This is a genomic window from Thermotoga sp. Mc24 (genome assembly GCF_000784835.1).
GTDB lineage: Bacteria > Thermotogota > Thermotogae > Thermotogales > Thermotogaceae > Thermotoga.
This window is the reverse complement of sequence record NZ_JSFH01000012.1, coordinates 179,391-196,669: the sequence shown is the minus strand read 5'-3', so window position 1 is coordinate 196,669 and position 17,279 is coordinate 179,391. Positions and strand designations below refer to the sequence as shown.

The 17,279-nt window shown below is 46.5% G+C and carries 18 protein-coding genes; 13 read left to right on the top strand and 5 right to left on the bottom strand.

Translation table 11 applies throughout. The features are described 5' to 3' along the window. The first annotated feature begins 110 nt into the window (after positions 1 to 110). From MC24_RS08645 to MC24_RS08630, 4 genes are all read left to right on the top strand, one after another. Complete coding sequence (locus MC24_RS08645; protein WP_038054610.1) at positions 111 to 863, top strand: PHP domain-containing protein; 753 nt, start codon at positions 111 to 113, stop codon at positions 861 to 863. Between the two features lie 77 nt (positions 864 to 940). Beyond that, positions 941 to 1,489 carry a DNA protection during starvation protein gene (dps, locus tag MC24_RS08640; RefSeq protein WP_004081317.1) on the top strand — a complete coding sequence of 183 codons (549 nt, stop codon included), beginning with the start codon at positions 941 to 943 and terminating at the stop codon, positions 1,487 to 1,489. Positions 1,490 to 1,570: 81 nt separating this feature from the next. Continuing rightward, positions 1,571 to 2,626 (top strand): magnesium/cobalt transporter CorA, encoded by a 1,056-nt coding sequence (gene corA / locus MC24_RS08635; protein ID WP_038054608.1) that lies wholly within the window; start codon positions 1,571 to 1,573, stop codon positions 2,624 to 2,626. A gap of 130 nt (positions 2,627 to 2,756) precedes the next feature. Beyond that, positions 2,757 to 4,670 carry a methyltransferase domain-containing protein gene (locus MC24_RS08630; RefSeq protein WP_038054606.1) on the top strand — a complete coding sequence of 638 codons (1,914 nt, stop codon included), beginning with the start codon at positions 2,757 to 2,759 and terminating at the stop codon, positions 4,668 to 4,670. Between the two features lies 1 nt (position 4,671). Here MC24_RS08630 and MC24_RS08625 read toward each other — a convergent pair whose 3' ends face one another. Beyond that, positions 4,672 to 5,211 (bottom strand): hypothetical protein, encoded by a 540-nt coding sequence (locus tag MC24_RS08625; protein ID WP_038054780.1) that lies wholly within the window; start codon positions 5,209 to 5,211, stop codon positions 4,672 to 4,674. Positions 5,212 to 5,276: 65 nt separating this feature from the next. Between MC24_RS08625 and MC24_RS08620 the strand changes: the two genes are divergently transcribed. From MC24_RS08620 to MC24_RS08600, 5 genes are read left to right on the top strand one after another with little or no spacing between them, the layout of a single operon-like run. Next, positions 5,277 to 5,849, top strand: coding sequence for a hypothetical protein (locus tag MC24_RS08620; protein ID WP_235280361.1), 573 nt, complete (start codon positions 5,277 to 5,279; stop codon positions 5,847 to 5,849). Further along, positions 5,846 to 7,225: an MFS transporter gene (locus MC24_RS08615; RefSeq protein ID WP_038054602.1), complete on the top strand. Its 1,380-nt coding sequence runs from the start codon at positions 5,846 to 5,848 to the stop codon at positions 7,223 to 7,225. Before MC24_RS08620 ends, MC24_RS08615 begins: the two co-directional genes overlap by 4 nt. Continuing rightward, a complete protein-coding gene (locus MC24_RS08610; protein ID WP_081953076.1) occupies positions 7,146 to 7,625 on the top strand; it encodes a flavin reductase family protein in 480 nt (159 codons plus the stop codon). Before MC24_RS08615 ends, MC24_RS08610 begins: the two co-directional genes overlap by 80 nt. After that, positions 7,622 to 8,290: a DNA/RNA nuclease SfsA gene (gene sfsA / locus MC24_RS08605; RefSeq protein ID WP_038054600.1), complete on the top strand. Its 669-nt coding sequence runs from the start codon at positions 7,622 to 7,624 to the stop codon at positions 8,288 to 8,290. Before MC24_RS08610 ends, sfsA begins: the two co-directional genes overlap by 4 nt. 3 nt (positions 8,291 to 8,293) lie before the next feature. After that, entirely contained in the window at positions 8,294 to 8,488 is a 195-nt protein-coding gene (locus tag MC24_RS08600) for a hypothetical protein (RefSeq protein WP_038054598.1), read from the top strand. An 18-nt stretch (positions 8,489 to 8,506) separates the two neighbouring features. On the opposite strand, the gene MC24_RS08595 is transcribed toward MC24_RS08600, so the two are convergent. The 4 genes from MC24_RS08595 to ftsY are packed head-to-tail and all read right to left on the bottom strand — an operon-like array spanning position 8,507 to position 12,099. Then, positions 8,507 to 8,920, bottom strand: coding sequence for an Rrf2 family transcriptional regulator (locus MC24_RS08595; RefSeq protein ID WP_038054596.1), 414 nt, complete (start codon positions 8,918 to 8,920; stop codon positions 8,507 to 8,509). Position 8,921: 1 nt separating this feature from the next. Then, positions 8,922 to 10,586: a peptidoglycan DD-metalloendopeptidase family protein gene (locus MC24_RS08590; protein ID WP_038054594.1), complete on the bottom strand. Its 1,665-nt coding sequence runs from the start codon at positions 10,584 to 10,586 to the stop codon at positions 8,922 to 8,924. Further along, on the bottom strand, positions 10,562 to 11,218 hold the full coding sequence (locus MC24_RS08585) for a DUF2225 domain-containing protein (RefSeq protein WP_038054592.1): 657 nt from the start codon (positions 11,216 to 11,218) through the stop codon (positions 10,562 to 10,564). The genes MC24_RS08590 and MC24_RS08585 overlap by 25 nt, the downstream gene beginning before the upstream one ends. Then, on the bottom strand, positions 11,215 to 12,099 hold the full coding sequence (gene ftsY / locus MC24_RS08580) for a signal recognition particle-docking protein FtsY (RefSeq protein ID WP_038054589.1): 885 nt from the start codon (positions 12,097 to 12,099) through the stop codon (positions 11,215 to 11,217). The genes MC24_RS08585 and ftsY overlap by 4 nt, the downstream gene beginning before the upstream one ends. A gap of 113 nt (positions 12,100 to 12,212) precedes the next feature. On the opposite strand from ftsY, the gene MC24_RS08575 reads away from it, so the two are divergent. From MC24_RS08575 to queA, 4 genes are all read left to right on the top strand, one after another. After that, positions 12,213 to 13,592: a DegQ family serine endoprotease gene (locus tag MC24_RS08575; RefSeq protein ID WP_038054587.1), complete on the top strand. Its 1,380-nt coding sequence runs from the start codon at positions 12,213 to 12,215 to the stop codon at positions 13,590 to 13,592. A gap of 96 nt (positions 13,593 to 13,688) precedes the next feature. Further along, positions 13,689 to 14,840, top strand: coding sequence for a DegT/DnrJ/EryC1/StrS family aminotransferase (locus tag MC24_RS08570; protein ID WP_038054586.1), 1,152 nt, complete (start codon positions 13,689 to 13,691; stop codon positions 14,838 to 14,840). Next, the gene (lnt, locus tag MC24_RS08565; RefSeq protein WP_038054584.1) at positions 14,833 to 16,296 is read left to right on the top strand and encodes an apolipoprotein N-acyltransferase; all 1,464 of its coding nucleotides are present in this window, start codon (positions 14,833 to 14,835) and stop codon (positions 16,294 to 16,296) included. The genes MC24_RS08570 and lnt overlap by 8 nt, the downstream gene beginning before the upstream one ends. Next, positions 16,271 to 17,278, top strand: a complete 1,008-nt coding sequence (queA, locus tag MC24_RS08560) for a tRNA preQ1(34) S-adenosylmethionine ribosyltransferase-isomerase QueA (RefSeq protein ID WP_038054582.1) — start codon at positions 16,271 to 16,273, stop codon at positions 17,276 to 17,278. Before lnt ends, queA begins: the two co-directional genes overlap by 26 nt. Position 17,279: the final 1 nt, after the last annotated feature.

Below are 17,279 nucleotides of genomic sequence, written 5' to 3'. Positions count from 1 at the left end.
AATAAACATTTGAAATTTGAGAATTTTCATGCAATAAATGCGAAGTTCTAGAAATTACTGAACAGTAGCTTAAACATCATTTTCTAAACTGAACAAGGAGGTGACGATCAATGAGAACCGATACGGAATGGCTTCTTTGTGATTTCCATGTACACACGAACATGAGTGACGGGCATCTTCCTCTGGGAGAAGTGGTGGATCTGTTTGGAAAACATGGAGTGGACGTGGTTGCCATAACAGATCATATAGTCGACCGAAGAACCCTCGAGCAAAGAAAGAGGAGCGGTGAACCACTCGGAGCGATCACAGAAGATGAGTTTCAGGATTATTTGAAACTTCTCTGGAGAGAACAGAAAAGGGCCTGGGAAGAATATGGAATGATCCTCATACCGGGTGTCGAAATCACGAACAACACGGATCTGTACCACATAGTCGCCGTGGATGTGAAGGAGTACGTAGATCCTTCACTGCCTGTAGAAGAAATTGTGGAGAAGTTGAAGGAGCAAAACGCTCTTGTTATAGCCGCGCATCCGGATAGAAAAAAGCAGGATGAAGAACACCTTTCTTGGTATCTCTGGGCGAACATGGAGCGTTTCAAGGACATGTTCGACGCGTGGGAAGTCGCGAATCGTGATGACCTGTTCAACTCTGTTGGTGTGAAAAAGTATCGATACGTGGCGAACTCCGATTTTCACGAACTTTGGCACGTTTACTCGTGGAAAACCCTTGTGAAGTCGGAGAAGAACATAGAAGCGATAAAAGAAGCAATCAGAAAGAACACGGATGTGGCGATCTATCTGATGAGAAAAAAACAGGTTGAATTATCTGTTGGATGTGATACAATGAATGAAACTTCGAAGTAAAAATAGAACAACTACGATTTGTTACAAACACGAAAAGAACGCGTACTGAGTCGAGAGAGTGAGCAGGAGGTGTTACTATGGCGAGAGTGGCGAGGGAAATGGTGGAAAAAGCAGGGGTTGATGTCGATAAGTTGCTGGAGCTTCTGATCAAGAATGCGGCGGCCGAACTCACAACTTATTACTACTACACCATCTTGAGAGCGAACCTCATAGGACTTGAGGGAGAAACCATCAAAGAGATTGCGGAAGTTGCAAGAATCGAAGACAGAAATCACTTCGAAGCGCTTGTTCCCAGAATCTACGAGCTCGGTGGGAAACTTCCAGATTGTATGAAGGAGTTCCACGATCTCTCTGCATGTCCACCAGCAAGACTTCCGGACAAACCAACTGTTCAGGAGATTCTGAGGGTGCTCGTTGCCGCTGAAAGATGCGCGGTGAAAGGGTACACCGAGATATGCAACATGACCGCGGGTAAAGATCACAGGACCTACGAACTGTCTCTTGCAATTTTGAACGAAGAGATCGAACACGAATCCTGGTTCTCCGAGTTCCTCGGAGAGGGGCCATCTGGCCATTTCATGAGACGTGGTGAAACTTCGCCGTTCGTTTCGAAATTCCTCAAGTGAAGATTCAACAATTCAGGCAGGCGCACCTTTGGGTGCGCCTTTTGTTTTAAAATAGGATCAAAAAGATCGGGAGGGATCGCAGTGGAGGAAAAGAGGCTGTCTGCTAAGAAAGGTCTCCCTCCAGGAACGCTCGTTTACACAGGGAAGTACAGGGAAGATTTTGAGATCGAAGTGATGAATTACTCCGTAGAGGAATTTCGCGAGTTCAAAACCACAGATGTTGAATCCGTCCTTTCCTTTAGAGATTCTTCAACACCTACCTGGATAAACATAACAGGCATACACAGGACGGATGTGGTTCAAAGGGTAGGTGAGTTCTTTGGTATTCACCCTCTCGTGCTCGAAGACATCCTCAATGTGCATCAGAGACCGAAAGTGGAGTTTTTTGAGAACTACGTGTTCATCGTTCTGAAGATGTTCACCTATGATGAAAATCTTCATGAACTGGAATCGGAGCAGGTCAGTTTGATACTCACAAAAAACTGCGTTCTCATGTTTCAGGAAAAGAGAGGGGACGTGTTCGATCCTGTACGGGAAAGAATCAGATACAACAGGGGAATCATAAGAAAGAAGGGAGCGGATTATCTCCTCTACTCACTGATAGATGCACTGGTGGATGACTATTTTGTCCTGCTGGAGAAGATCGACGATGAGATTGATATACTGGAGGAAGAAGTGCTCGAAAGACCTGAAAAAGAGACAGTTCAGAGGATACATCAACTCAAGAGAAATCTGGTTGAACTTAGAAAGACGATCTGGCCGTTGAGAGAAGTGTTGAGTTCTCTTTACAGAGATGTTCCTCCTCTTATAGAAAAAGAAACGGTCCCATATTTCAGAGATGTATACGATCACACTATCCAGATTGCAGACACCGTAGAAACCTTCAGAGACATCGTGAGCGGTCTTCTTGATGTGTATCTTTCGAGTGTAAGTAACAAAACAAACGAAGTGATGAAGGTGCTCACCATCATAGCGACGATCTTCATGCCTCTCACCTTCATAGCGGGTATCTACGGAATGAACTTCGAATACATGCCGGAACTCAAATGGAGATGGAGCTATCCCGTGATTCTCGTTGTCATGGGTGTGATCGCTGTCATCATGGTGATCTACTTCAGGAAAAAGAAGTGGCTGTGATTCGTAACTTAATACTTATTTAATCATTGCTTAATAATAAATTATCTGGACAGTCGATTGAGATGTAATGATAATCAGAGTAATAAATACTTTCAGAAAATCACAAATTACCCAGGGGGGAATTTAAAAGATGAAGAACAACGGATCTCCTAAGAGGAACATTCAGAAGAAGTACAGAAGATTTCTTGGTCCTGTTGCGGATCTGGAAGAACATGTGGAACCCGACTGGTGGAGTCGTATCTTCAATTCGCTCTATCTGAAAACAGATGCGGATGTGGTGGACGATATAAACATCACCAGAGAAGAAGTAGACCTGTTCTCACGTGTGTTGAATCTCTCCCGGGATGATCGTATCCTCGATCTGTGTTGTGGCCACGGCAGGCATTCCCTCGAACTGGCACGACGCGGCTTCCGAAACGTCGAGGGACTCGATCGTTCTCACTATCTGATTCAAAGAGCGAAAAATCAGGCAAAGAAAGAGGGATTGAACGTCAGGTTCAGGGAAGGAGATGCAAGAAAACTACCGTACTCTACTGACACGTTCGATGTGGTGTTGATCCTCGGTAACAGTTTCGGTTATTTTGAAGCTGTGGAGGAGGATTTAAAAGTTCTCAAAGAGGTTTTCAGAGTTTTGAAGCCTTGGGGAAGAGTTCTCATCGATGTGGCGAATGGAGAGTATTTGAAAAACAACTTCCAGCCAAGATCCTGGGAATGGATAGATAAGAAACATTTCGTTTGTAGAGAACGATCTCTTTCAGTCGATGGGAAAAGACTCATTTCACGTGAGGTGATTGTCAACGCTGAAAAAGGAGTTATAGCAGATCAGTTCTACGCGGAGCGTCTTTACACGCATGAAGAACTGGAACATCTTCTGAAAGCGGCGGGATTCAGCGATGTGAAATTCCATGGTGAGCTCTCCCCCGCATCGCAGAGAAATCAGGATCTTGGAATGATGGAAAGAAGGATCTTAGTAACGGCCGTTGCGAAAAAAGAATGGACACCTGTCAAAAAGAAAACCGAGAAGGTTACGAAGAACGTGGTGGTCGTTCTGGGAGATCCCAGAAAACCCGATCCCCTGAAACCGAAGTCGATTTTCGATGAAGATGATTTTTACACCATCGATCAGATGAAAGCGGCTCTCAGAAGTTTGAAAGGGTACAACTTTTCCTATCTCGATAATCACGACACGTTAATCACCGATCTGATGAAGCTGAAAGGGAAAATAGATTATGTCTTCAACCTGTGCGACGAAGGTTTCAACAACGATCCCAGGAAAGAAGCCCACGTTCCGGCGCTTCTGGAGATGCTGGGAATCCCCTACACTGGTTCTGGCCCCCAGACGCTTGTCCTCTGTTACGATAAGTCTCTCATCAGAGGAATTGCAAGGGAGATGGGGATTCCTGTCCCGAGGGCTGTTTTTATCAAGCCAGAAGACACCACTTTCGAACTACCGTTTTCTTTCCCTGCCATCGTGAAACCCAACTTTGGAGATTCCAGTTTTGGAATAACGCAGAGAAGTGTTGTGTACACACCGGAAGAACTCATAAATGCCGTCTCAGAGATAAGGGATAAGTTCGGTTACGACAAGCCTGTGTTGGTCGAAGAATTCCTGACGGGAAAGGATCTGAGTGTGGGTATAATAGGAAATCCACCGGATTCTTACATAGTGCTGCCGATAATAGAGGAAGACTACTCCGCACTCCCTCCAGAGCTTCCGAGGATATGCGGGTACGAAGCGAAGTGGCTGCCGGATTCCCCGTACTGGAACATAAAGTCCATCCTTGCGGATCTCCCTGAAGAAACGGAGAAGTTCATCATCGATTGTTGTTTGAAACTCTTTGAAAGACTCGAGTGTAGAGATTACTGCAGATTCGACTGGAGACTCGATGCCGATGGTAATCCGAAACTTCTTGAAGTGAATCCGAATCCTGGATGGTGCTGGGATGGACATCTTGCGAAAATGGCAAAGATCGCGGGGATGTCTTACGCAGAGATGCTGGAGGCGATTCTCAAAGCGGCAGAAGAAAGGTTGAACATTAGATGATCTATTCCCGATGCCTCACAATGTCTTTCGAAATTCTTCTCTTCCAGAGAAGATAAACAAGTATTACAACTGCAAAAAGAACGATTCCCAGAATTTTTGAAAATTTCAGGAAAACTCTTCCAGCTATCAGGCTGGAGAAAAAGAAAGTACTCTCGTAGAGCAAGCCTCCAAGCCATACGATGAGGAGTGCTTGGAGGTTTCTTCCCGTGTAGCCTGCCAGAAACGGGGTGAACTTGCCCACCCAGGGAACGAATTTGCAAAGCGGCAGCAGTATTTTTTCTGAAGAAATGTAGATGTTTAAGAACTCTATGAGAACCTTTCGTACGAATTTCCACCTGAGATTGAAAGACACCGATTTGAGCTTTTTTCCAGCAAAAAACGTCAGAGTATCCCAGCTCAAAAGCCCCAGATAGATCGCAAGGAAAGATGAAAAAACCTTCAGTTTCCCGATGGAAATCAGCGCTGTTGCTGTTAGAATAGGAACGGGAGTGCCCGAGTTGTCGAAAAGAAACGTTGCGAAGAAGAGTAACAGATATTTCAATCTTTTCATCCCTCCAGTGAAATATAATAGCACATGGAGGTGATGAGAAAATAAACGAAGTACCGGTGAAGAAGCGAGAAGAAAAATTTAACAGAGTTTTAGTGACCCTTCTGGGAATTCCAGTTGTTTTTTCCATTATTCGAACCAGAATCGTTGAAACGATAGGATATTTCATATTCTGGCTCGGTGGTTTTTCACCGTACATCTATGAGAAAATAATCCATCAGGAGATACCTGAAAAAACGAAGTTGATGCTCTCTTCATCGATATTTTTCCACTCTGTGATGGGACAGTTTTTGAACTTCTACGAGAGAATTTTCTTCTGGGACAAAATACTTCACTTCTACGGATCTTTCGTCATAACGTACTTTTTCTACCAGATTCTGACGAAAAAATCGAGATTCTGGGACGAGGTTCCGGGTGCCGTTTTGATGGCATTCCTGCTCGGGGTCTTTTCCGGAGTTCTGTGGGAAATAGCCGAATTCATAACGGACGAAATACTGCCCGGCTATAACACACAAAAAGGGCTGGACGACACCATGCTGGATCTCGTATTCGATCTTCTTGGATGCTACACGATGGCAAAGATTGTGTACAAGAAAAGGACGGGACGTTTCTTCTGGAGACCCAATCCATGAAAAAGGCCTATCTCTTTCTCACGCTCGAGGGTGTCTTTTCACTGTTCTACGCGCTTTTAGTACAGGGACCTGTGTTCACAGGTCTTGCGATGCTTTTCAACCTGGACGAGTTTCTCCTGAGTGTCGCTGCCGCAATTCCTCCCATGATGCAGTTTTTTCAGTTGTTTGCCTCCTTCTTTGTTCAGAAATACAAGAAGAGGCGTTTTCTGGTCAACGTGTTCAACGCTTTCAGTAGATTCAGTTTCGCTTCTCTTGTCGTTTTCCTACTGCTTGGAAAAGCAGAACCGTTGATTTTCATCGTTGCGCTTATGATCTCTCAGGTCTTCGCGGCTCTTTCCAGCAGTACATGGAACTCCTGGATGAGAGATCTTGTTCCTCCAGAGGAAAGAGGAAGGGTGTTTGGAAACAGAAACATGTTTCTCTCCATAGGGAACGCCCTCATAATATACCTCTATTCTTCTATAGTCGATCATTTTTCTTCGGGATTCGTTCTTGTGCTTCTCATATCCACAGCGGGAACCGTTCTTTCTATCTTCGCCATGAACAAAATACCGGACGTTCCAGTTAAGGAAACAGGTACGGGAATACCTCTCAAAGTGGTGTTCAAGGACGAAAACTTTATGAAGTTTGTCTTCTTCACTTTTTACTGGAACATGGCGGTCACGTTCTCTTCTGCCTTCTATCACTACCATCTTTTGAAGAACCTGGGGGTAAATTACACGTATATCGCTTACATGATGATTGTTAATAACTTTGTGGCGATGCTGGTTTACAGGATTCTGGGAAAGATATCTGACAAGGCCGGGCACAAAACGATAGCCGAGTTCGGTATCATCCTTGCTTCTTTCGTCTCCGGTATGTGGTTCTTCATGAACACCACTACTTACAGAACTCTCATGATAGCGGACGCTTTACTTTCTTCCATTGCGTGGTCTGCCATAAACCTGTCACTCGCCATCCTTCCTATGGAGGTTGCTTTCGAGTCCGATCCCATTTTCTTCGGTCTGAACGCGTCTTTTGCCAGCGCTGGAAGTCTTATAGGCTCATTCGCAGGAGGAATCACGGCGAAATTTCTCTCTGGTATTTACGTAAATCTCAACGGTTTCGAAATCTTCGGCCTTCAGTTACTCTTTTTGATGGCAGGAATCTTCAGATTCTCCTCAGTGTTCTTGTTGAGAAAAGTCAAGGTGAAACAATACATCCCATTCAGGGTCTTTGTGTTGAGTACTCTTTCCGTCACTCTGAGACGCCCCGTAGACAGAATGCTCGATGTGTATCTTCTTTTGAAAAGGGGGAATGAACGTGTACGAAGAATTGCTGAAAGATCTAAGAGAAGGAAGAGTAATACTGGCGAGCAAGGCGGGAAACAGAGTTAACGGCATGACCATCGGATGGGGCTTTTTCGGTGTGATGTGGGCAGAGGATTATTTCGTGACGGTTATCAGACCTCAGAGATTCACCTGGCGCCTTGTCAAAGAGAGCAGAAGATTCACCCTGAATTTTCTAAGCGAAGAATACAGAGAGGCGCTGAATTACTTTGGACGGGTGAGTGGATACCAAGAAGACAAGTTCAAGAAAGGACTTCTCCACTTAGACGAGGTAGAGGGATTCACCGCTCCCATTAAAGAGGCCCACACGTTGATCGAATGTTCTGTGACCTTCGCAAACAACGTGGAACCTTTCATTCTTCCCGTGGAAATCATCGATAAGTTCTACAAGGACCATGGATTTCACACCTTGTTTTTTGGAAGGATCGAAAAGGTACTTCAAAGATGAGACTGAAACTTCCATTTGATGCGGAAGGGATCTTTCTGGAAAGAAAGAGTAAGTTCACAGGGGTTGCTCTTGTCGAAGAGAAAGAGACTCCGATACACATCCACAACACAGGGCGCCTCCCACTTCTTGAAAAAGGAAAAAGAGTTCTCCTGAAGCGTGCAGAATCCGGTCGGAGAAAGACCAACTGGGACCTTCTGGCAGTTGAACACAGAGGGGAATTCGTCTTCGTCCATTCAGGCTACCACAGTATCGTGGCCAGGAAAATTCTGGAAGAACTGTTCACTGGTTCCATGATAGAAAATGAGAAACGCTTTGGAAACAGCAGGTTCGATTTCCTTATCGACGAAAAGATCTTTGTGGAAGTGAAAGGATGCACGTACGAAGAAGATGGCGTCGCGATGTTTCCAGACGCACCCACAGGCCGTGGAAGAAGACACATCGGGGAGTTGATCAAGTCTGTGGAAAGTGGTTTCAAGGCTCTTCTGTTGATTCTGGTTTTTCTCGAGAGCAACTGTTTTCTTCCGAACAGAAACGTTGATCCGGCTTTTTCAGAGATTTTCTGGCACGCTTTGAACAGTGGTGTTGAGATCGGCGTGTTCAGGGTAAAATACGATGGAGAGTATCTATATTCAACAGAGAAGCTGTCGATCTGTGAGGAGGTGTAGCGCATGGAGAACCCAACCATTGAGCAGTTGGTGAGAAGGTATGTGGAGATCAAAGATCTCATGAAAGAACTCAGGGCAGAGAAGAAAGAGATCGAGGAAGTTTTGAGGGAGTACAGTCAGAGAACGGGGATAAAAGAGTTCGAGGTGGATGGAAAGAAGGTCTTTTTTGAAGAAAAACTCAGTCTGAAAGTAAAATGAGCCCGCCAGAAGCGGGCTTCATTGTTTCATTTTCTCCTCCTGTTCCTTTATCAAATCTTCGAGAGTTACACCGTTGAGAATCTTCTCTATCTCGTTTTCTACTCTTTTCCAAAGGGACCTGATAACGCAATCCAGCTCGTCCGGACAGCCGGGCATGTCGAAGAAGACCTTCGATTTTCTATCCAGAAGAAAAACAACCTCGGAAACCCTTATTTCTTTTGGCGGACGTGCCAACATGTATCCACCACTCTTTCCTCTTCTTGTCTTCACCAGTCCAGCTTTTTTCAGCGTGTACAAGATCTTTTCTGCGAATTCTCTCGGGACTGATTGTTTCGCTTTCTCCAGTATTTCTGTCATCGAAAGGTAGTGTCCGTACTCCTTTGCCATCACGATCATGAGCCTGAGCGCGTACTCACTTCGCATCGTGAACATTTCAATCCCTCCACACGAAGACTCTGGATACGATCTTTCTGTTTTGGAGCGCCTCTCTTATGCTGTCCAGGTATATATCGATCTTTCTTCCTTTGATCACCCCGCCGATGTCTTCCACAACGAAAACCCCACCACTGGGCGTGTCTCTGAGTTCGGGTATGTAGAGAACGGAACCAAGGGGAAAGATGGTGGTATCCGCGGCCGCTGTTTTCCAATCTTCAGGAATTTTGCCGGATTTTGTGAGTCTGAAGGCGGGGTGTTCCGGTAATTTTCCATCTTCCCACTCCGTGTAGAAACTGATTTCGAACTCTCCCATATTGGAAAAGAAAAGGAGCATGGGGTCCTTAGGTTCTCCTTCCACATACAGTTCGAAGACAACGTTCTTTCCACCGTATCCTATGGTGTCGCCCGCTTTCACCCAATCACCGGTGTTCACCGAAACTACGACGAGATTCCTGTACACCGTTTCTACATCGTTTCCATGATATATGACGACGGTTTGACTGCTCACACTCTTCACTCGCCCTGGAAGTGCGGCTTTTACCTTCTGCCCATCGCTTTCCACCTCAACTCCCGTGGAGAAAGTTCCGTCGGTTTTCAGGCCAAAGCCGGAGACGATCACCTTTGGATCGGGCTTTTCTCCAACGGGAAAACTCGTCGAAAGATTCGTAACGGGAACCTTTATGATTCTCCCCGCTACGAGTTTCCTCGGATCGTCTATACCGTTCAGTTTCATGATTCTTTCCACACCTTCGGGACCCAGGTTGAAAGCCTCGCTGATCTTTGCGAGGGTGTCACCCCGCTCCACTCTTACAAACACGTATCCTTCCTCGATTCCAAGGATCCTCGCGACTTCATAGCTCCTCACGAGTCTTCTGAATTCGTCGAGGTACTTTTTCAGCTGCTGTGAGTAACTTTCAACATCTATGTTTGCATAACCGAAAGGTTGCTGCTCTTTCAGGTTTTGAACGATCTGTTCCAGATTTTTCTGATTTGTTTCGAGATAGGAGAGCTTTTTCTCGATATCAGAAATTCTACTTTCCAGCTCATCGTTTGAAACGTTCACCACTTTCGCTTCCGTTTCGCCCTGTGAAAGAACGCGCAAGGCCACTTTGGAGAGAAGTTTCTCAGTACTTTCCAGCCTCTCTTCTATTCGATCCACCACCGAAACGTTCTTTTCCAAATTGGAAACCCTTTCTTCGAGATCAAGAAGGATGTGTTTCAGATCTTCTGAGACTTCCGGAGAACTTCCGAGTGAAACAATACTCACTTTTCTTTCTAATTCTGAGATCTTCGATTTTATGTTTTCTATCTCGGAGAAGATGGAAACGGCTTTTTCCACAGCGGGAAGTTTCATGGAGATGGAGTAGTAATTGTTCTCGAGATCGCTTATTTTGCTGGAAAACTCTTCTTGCAGGGAAGATAGATCCTCTTTGAGATATGTCACATCTCTTTTCAGCGCTTCCAGTTCTTCCTGAGAACTTTCCTGTGCCTTCACCTTATTTTCCAAGTCCAGCATCTTCTTTTCAATGGAGTCTATCTGAGCGTTCAGCTGTTTTATCTGGTTTTCTAAATTGTCCAATTTTTCCTTCAGTTCAGGAGAAACGCAGGCTGCAAGAAATACCAGCATCAGAGAAAACATTAGGATCTTCTTAATTCCAGCCATCTTTCTCTCCCCACCTTCGCGTAAAGGGATTTGCTGTCGTACTTTCTCAGGAGGAGTTCGTACCACCTTGCGGCTTCTTTCCTTTTGCCCAAGATTTGGTTCAAAACACCCAGATAGAAAAGTATCATGGGTTCGTCCGATTCTTCGTAATAGTCGTACTTGTAGTGGCTTTCGAATTCCTTCAAAGCTCTTTCGAGATAGCGCTTTTCCTCTTCTGCTTTTCCCAATTCTCTGAACAGCCAGGCGATCTTGAGATAAGAGATCGCAACCTTTTTTCTCTGGTTCAAAACGGAATACACTATTCCACTCAAAGCATAGCGCTTGATCGCTTCTGTGTGGTTCTCCATGTTTTTCAACTCTACTTTTCTCTGGGCTTCTTCGAGCAGTTCTTTCAACTTTCTTTCCGTCTCTTCTCCTTTTATGGTAATGGTCTCGAAATCTTTATCGAACGCGGAAAAATAACAGTTCGGACAGGTCACCACTTCGTAAAACATCGGGTTGACATCCTCAAAAACAGGTTTTAAGTCGATATCCCTGGCTTTGATCTTTATGGAGTCGAAGAAGACCATCTTCTTTTTGAACTTCGTTCCACAGAAAGGACAGGTGAATTCTTTTTCCCAGAACTTGCTCATTCTGAAAGCAATACCTCCACGAAGGTTTCAGGATCGAAAGGTCTCAGGTCTTCCGCTTTTTCACCGACACCAATGAACTTTATGGGAATCCCCAATTCTCGAGCGATGGCCAGGGTTATTCCACCCTTTGCGGTTCCGTCGAGCTTTGTGAGAATTATACCGGTGACATCCACCGCTTCTTTGAAGATCTTTGCTTGAACGAGTCCGTTTTGACCAGTGGTGGCGTCTATCACGAGAAGTGTTTCGTGTGGGGCATCGGGGATCTTCTTTTTGACAACCCTGTGAACCTTTCGCAGTTCCTCCATGAGATTCTTTTTCGTGTGAAGTCTCCCTGCGGTGTCTATTATGACCACATCTTTGTTTCTGGCGAGAGCGTGAGCCACCGCGTCAAAAGCAACGGCGGCCGGATCAGCCCCTTCCGAGTGGGCTATCACCGTGGCACCGACACGTTCTCCCCATATCTTCAGCTGTTCTATGGCGGCCGCTCTGAAAGTATCCGCTGCGGCGAGTACCACACTCTTTCCTTCATCAGCAAACACCTTCGCGAGCTTTCCACAGGAGGTGGTCTTTCCCGTTCCGTTAACACCGACGACCATGATCACGAACGGTGGCTTGGTAGGAACGTTCAGTTTCGTGTCGAAGTTCAGGATTTCCAGAAGGATCTCCTTGAGGGACTCGAGAGCGTCCCCGTTTTTCTCTTCCAGTCTCTCCAGGATGTACTCCGTTGTCTCGACTCCCACATCCGCCTGAATGAGAAGCTCTTCCAGTTCCTCGCGGGTTTCATCGTCCAGCTTTCTTCCCTTGAGGAGCTTCACCACTCGCCCGAAAAACGTTTCTTTCGTCTTTTGAAGTCCCTTTTTCAGAAAGTCAAAGAGTCCCATCCTTTTTACCTCCCGATTTCCCGACTAATATTAAGCATACCACACGTTTTTGAACCAGTCTTTCAGGGTGTATGTCTAAGAAACCGGAAACCTTTCGAAGGGAGGGGTAGGAGATGAAGAAACTCTTTCTGACCATCGCTGTAGCACTGATACTTACCAGTGTTTTCCCATACGTCAACCCCGACTATGAGAGTCCCATCGTTAACGTGGTCGAAGCGTGTGCACCGGCCGTTGTGAAGATAGACGTTGTGAAGACGGTGAAGACTTCTTTCTTCGATCCTTATTTTGAACAGTTCTTCAAAAAATGGTTCGGTGAACTTCCTCCCGGTTTCGAAAGACAGGTTACCAGCCTTGGATCAGGCTTCATCTTCGACCCAGAAGGTTACGTTCTCACCAACTACCACGTGGTCGGTGGAGCGGACAACATCACCGTGACCATGCTCGATGGAAGCAAATACGATGCGGAATACATAGGAGGAGATGAAGAACTCGATATCGCGGTCATAAAGATCAGAGCCAGTGATAAGAAATTCCCCTATTTGGAATTCGGAGACTCTGACAAGGTGAAGATCGGTGAATGGGCGATAGCCATAGGAAATCCCCTCGGTTTCCAACACACGGTGACAGTAGGGGTGGTCAGTGCCACCAGCAGGAGAATTCCAAAACCGGACGGGAATGGCTACTACGTGGGGCTCATTCAGACCGACGCGGCGATCAACCCGGGGAACAGTGGCGGACCCCTTTTGAACATACACGGTGAAGTGATAGGTATAAACACCGCCATCGTCAATCCTCAAGAAGCCGTGAACCTTGGTTTTGCCATCCCGATCAACACAGTGAAAAAATTCCTCGACACCATACTCACCCAGAAGAAAATTGAGAAAGCCTATCTCGGTGTGACGGTCATGACCCTCACCGAAGAAACAGCAAAAGCTCTGGGGCTTGAATCTACAAGCGGTGCTCTGATAACGAGCGTTCAGAAAGGATCTCCCGCTGAAAAAGCCGGACTCAAGGAAGGGGACGTGATCCTCAAAGTTGACGATCAGGACGTGAGAAGTCACGAAGAACTGATCTCCATCATTCACACTTACAAACCGGGCGACACAGCCGTTCTCACCATAGAGAGAAAAGGAAAGATCATGAAGGTTCAAGTGACGTTCGGTTCCTCATCTGAAGAAGAGAAAACAACGACCGGTGAAGAAAAAATCGATATTCTTGGCATCACAGTGTCAAACATCACGCCGGCCGACAGAGAAACTTATTCGATCCCAGAAGAGATAAACGGAGTCATAGTAAAGGAGAGCAGCGGGAAGTTCGGTCTCCAGAATGGGGATGTCATCACCACTGTGTACGTGAACGGCAAAAGGTATGATATAAATTCTGTAGAGGATTTTAAGAAAGTTATAGCCTCTGCTGAGAAAGGTGACTACATCGCCCTTTACATTTATAGGAATGGAGCGAAAGTCTTCGTGAGTTTCATATACCAGAGATAGAGAACCTCCCCTCAATGTTAATACAGCCCCCTTTGGTGATCTTTCCCCCTCCGATGGAGGGGGATTTTTTGATATCATTGAGACGAGGTGATATCGATGATCCCGTTATCAAGACCGGATATAAACGATCAGGATATCGAAAGAGTAGTGGAAGTTTTAAAAAGCGGAAGGCTCAGTCTCGGCGAGTACACAAAGCGTTTCGGAGAGATGGTGGCCGAATACACGGGCACCAGATTCGGTTGGGCGGTGAGCAGTGGAACGGCTGCGCTCCACCTCATCCTGGAGAGTCTCGATATTGACGAGGGAGATCTGATCCTTGTGCCTTCCTTCACCTTCATCGCTTCTGTCAACGTGATCCTCATGAAAAAGGCAGTTCCCGTTTTCGTGGATGTGGACGAGAGAACTCTGAACGTTTCTCCAGAAACACTGGAGGAGACGGTGAGAAGGTGTCTCAAAGGATTCAAACAGGGAAACTTTGAGATAAAAGGACCCCCCCGACTTTTCATGGCCGTTGATGTCTTTGGCCATCCCCTCGACTGGGATGGGATTCTCGACGTCTGTCGGAGGTACGGCATCACGGTGGTGGAAGACTCCTGTGAGGCTCTCGGATCCGAGTACAGAGGAAAAAAGGTGGGTACTTTTGGGATAGCCGGTGCCTTTGCTTTTTATCCGAACAAGCAGATCACAACGGGAGAAGGCGGCGTTGTTGTGACAAACGACGAAAAGATACACACCGTCGTGAAGAGCATGAGCAACCAGGGGAGAGGTGAGGGGAACGAATGGCTCTACCATGTGCGTTTCGGTTACAACTACAGAATCGATGAGATGTCGGCTGCACTTGGATGTTCTCAGATGGAAAGAATCGAGGAGATCGTGGAAAAACGCGCAGAAGCGGCGGAGAGATATTCAAAGATGTTGAAAGAATTTTCTTGGGTGAAGGTACCCGTTGTGGAAGATTACGTCACTAAGATGAGCTGGTTTGTCTATGTCGTGAGACTGGAAGGTCCAGATAGAAACCGTGTGATGAGGTACATGGAAGAAAAGGGAGTCCAGGTTAGAAACTACTTCTATCCCGTCCACTTTCAGCCCTTCTACGAAAAACTCTTCGGCACCATGAGAGGATTGCTTCCCGTGACAGAGAGGGAATCTGAGAAGACACTCGCCATTCCGTTCTTCACGAGCATCACAGAAAGTGAACAGAAGACGGTAGTTGAGATCCTCAGAGAGGCGGTGGAGAAGGTTGGTTAGCCTTCTTCTCAGCGTTCTCTCCGGCCTTCTTACCGCTCTTTCAATGCCGGGATTCCTCTCCGGAGCTTTGATCTGGTTCTCTTTGATTCCACTCCTGTACGCGATGGAAGGCAGGGGTGTGTGGAAAAGGGCGCTTCTTTCTTTCGTTTACTTTTTCATCCACATACTGGTGACCTTTTTCTGGGTGCTTCCAACTCTGACGGAAAACATGCCCCTCGTCTTTGGAAGATACCCTTCCTGGCTTGGAATCGTGGTGTTTGTGCTGATGGGAATCATTGAAGCTGTCCCATTTCTTGGTTTTGGATTTCTCTCGTACTTTGCACCGCGATCGATCGTTTTGAAAACTCTCTACCTTGCCTCCGTCTATACTATCTTCGAGTATCTCCGCGGTGTGGGAGAACTCGGATTCACCGGAGGAAGAATCTCAGAAGCGCTTTACAACCACACCGGGCTGATACAGATCGCTTCCATCACGGGAACACTGGGCCTCGTTTTCTTGATAGTTTTCCTGAACGTCCTCTTCTATGAGTTCTTGAAGAAAAGAAAGGGCTTTCTCATCTTTCCTGTGATTTTCTTCGTCTATCTGCTGAACTCTTCTGTTGTGCATCTTCTTCCCGTTCCTGAACGCGGTTCTTTCGAGATGGTTGCGCTCCAACCAAATGTTCCCACTTCTTTGAAGTATTCTGTGTCGAGTGGAGAGATGCATGAGCTTTTCGAGTCGATGACAAAGAACTTTCATGGAAGTATTGTGATCACTCCTGAAGCGTTCTTTCTGGAGGACGTGCGGTACTCACAGAAATTAAGAGAGCTCTCGAAGGAGAACACCTTCGTGATAGGATTTCCTGCAGACAACCAGAACAGCGTTTTCGTTCTGGAAGATGGAAGATTCAGAAAGGTCTATTCCAAGGTGAAACTCTTTCCCTTTGTGGAGAAACTGCCGTACCCAAAGGTCTTTGGAGTTTTCCGTTTCTTGAGAGGATTGTCCTACTATGAGCCCGGACGGAATTTTTCCGTCTTCAACGTTGGGGAGAGTCCCCCACTCTCTGTTCAGATCTGTTTTGAAAGTTACTTTCCGGAGGTATCACGCGCTTTCGTGAAAAACGGGAGCGAACTCCTCATCGTTGTGACGAACGATGGGTGGTTTCACTATAAAGCGGCGCTGTTGAATCACTTCGTCCAGGGAGTGTTCAGGGCCGTTGAAACGAGGAGACAGTTCCTTCAGGTGGCGAACACCGGGATCACGGGTCTCGTTGACGAGTACGGTAGAATAGTAGATGCTATTCCTCCGCAGGTGAGATTGGCAGGAGAGTTCCACATCAAAGCAAGAAAAGGTGAAACGTTCTACGTCAGATACGGAGACTGGTTCTTTTACCTCTCTGTGATTCTGGCAGGAGTCAGTGTTTTCATTTCCAGACTGCGAGGTGAAAGGGATGAAGGTATCGGAATTCGATTATGAACTTCCACCAGAACTCATAGCGCAGGAACCCGTGGAACCGCGGGACGCTTCTCGCCTCATGGTACTCCACAGAAGGACGTGGCGAATAGAACACCGCATATTTCGGGAGATAATAGAGTACCTTGAACCTGGCGATCTGCTCGTTCTGAACGTGTCGAAGGTGATACCCGCCCGTCTTCACGCGAAGAAGAAAACGGGTGCCAGCATTGAAATTCTTTTGATAGAACGCTTAGAGGAAGGTATCTGGAAGTGCCTTGTGAGACCGGGTCAGAAGGTGAAAAAGGGAACGGAACTCGTGATCGATGACGAACTGTCCGTTGTCTGCCTCGGCCGTGGTGAAGATGGAACGAGGATTCTGAAGTTTCAGCCGCAGGACGACAGATTGATCTTCGAGAAGGGCAGGACACCTCTCCCGCCGTACATAAAAAACGAGGTTCCCCTCGAGAGGTATCAAACCGTGTACGCGAAAGAAGAAGGTTCCGTCGCAGCGCCAACCGCAGGGCTTCATTTCACACCTGAGCTCATAGAGAAGTTGAAGGAAAAAGGAATCCAATTCGCCGAAGTTGTTTTGCACGTGGGAATAGGGACTTTCAGGCCCGTGAAGGTTGAGGAAGTGGAGAAACACAAGATGCACGAGGAATTCTACCAGGTTCCAAAAGAGACGGTCAAAAAACTCAGGGAGACGAGAGAAAGGGGAAACAGAATTGTAGCGGTTGGAACAACAACGGTGAGAACCTTGGAGACAATCGCCAGACTTCCCGAGCAGGAAGAATACGTGGGAAAAACCGATCTCTTCATATATCCACCCTTCGAGTTCAAACTCGTCGACGCCCTGGTTACAAACTTCCATCTTCCTCGTTCCACCCTTCTCATGTTGGTTGCAGCGTTCGCGGGGAAGGAGTTCGTCATGGAAGCCTACAGAGAAGCCGTGAAAAGAAGATACAGATTCTTCTCTTTCGGCGATGCGATGCTGATTCTGTAAC